Annotated in this window: 1 protein-coding gene; it reads left to right on the forward strand. The window is 67.4% G+C overall.

The annotated features are described in order from the left end of the window. The coding region (locus L6R21_28060; protein MCK6563061.1) for an NAD kinase at positions 1–746 on the forward strand (746 nt) is incomplete at both ends.

Below are 746 nucleotides of genomic sequence, written 5' to 3' on the forward strand. Positions count from 1 at the left end.
GCTGGAAGAGATCGCGCATTTTCTGGTGCGCCAGGGCCTCGAGGTCTCGTTCGAGAACCAGACGGCCATGGCCACCGGCGTGACCGACTTCGACGCCCTCGACTTCGACGCCATCGGTGCACGCTGCGACCTGGCCGTGGTCGTGGGCGGCGACGGAACCATGCTCGGTTTCGCGCGCGAAGTCGCACGCCACGGCCTGCCCCTGGTGGGTATCAACCAGGGGCGGCTGGGCTTCATCACCGACGTACCCATCGGCCAGTTCCGCGAGGCGCTGACGCCGATGATCGCCGGCGATTTCGAGGAAGAGCATCGCACCATGCTCGAGGGCGAAGTCTGGCGTGACGGGCACTGCATCTTCCAGGGCCTGTCGATGAACGACGTGGTGGTCAACCGTGGCGCCACCGCCGGCATGGTGGAGCTGCGGGTGGACATCGGCCAGGAGTTCATGGCCAACATCCGCGCCGACGGCCTGATCCTGGCCTCGCCCACCGGCTCGACCGCCTATTCGTTGTCGGCCGGCGGGCCCATCCTGCACCCGGCAATCGCCGGATGGGTGATGGTTCCCATCGCGTCGCACACGCTGTCCAACCGCCCCATCGTGCTGCCAGACAGCGCCGAGGTGCGCATCACGGTGGTGGCCGGCCGCGATGCCTCGGTCAACTTCGACATGCAGCGCCTGGCCAGCCTGCTGCACGGCGACGAAATCCGCATGCAGCGTTCGGCGCACAAGGTGCGCTTCCTGCATC

The sequence above is a fragment of the bacterium genome (assembly GCA_023150945.1).
Classification (GTDB): domain Bacteria; phylum Zhuqueibacterota; class Zhuqueibacteria; order Zhuqueibacterales; family Zhuqueibacteraceae; genus Coneutiohabitans.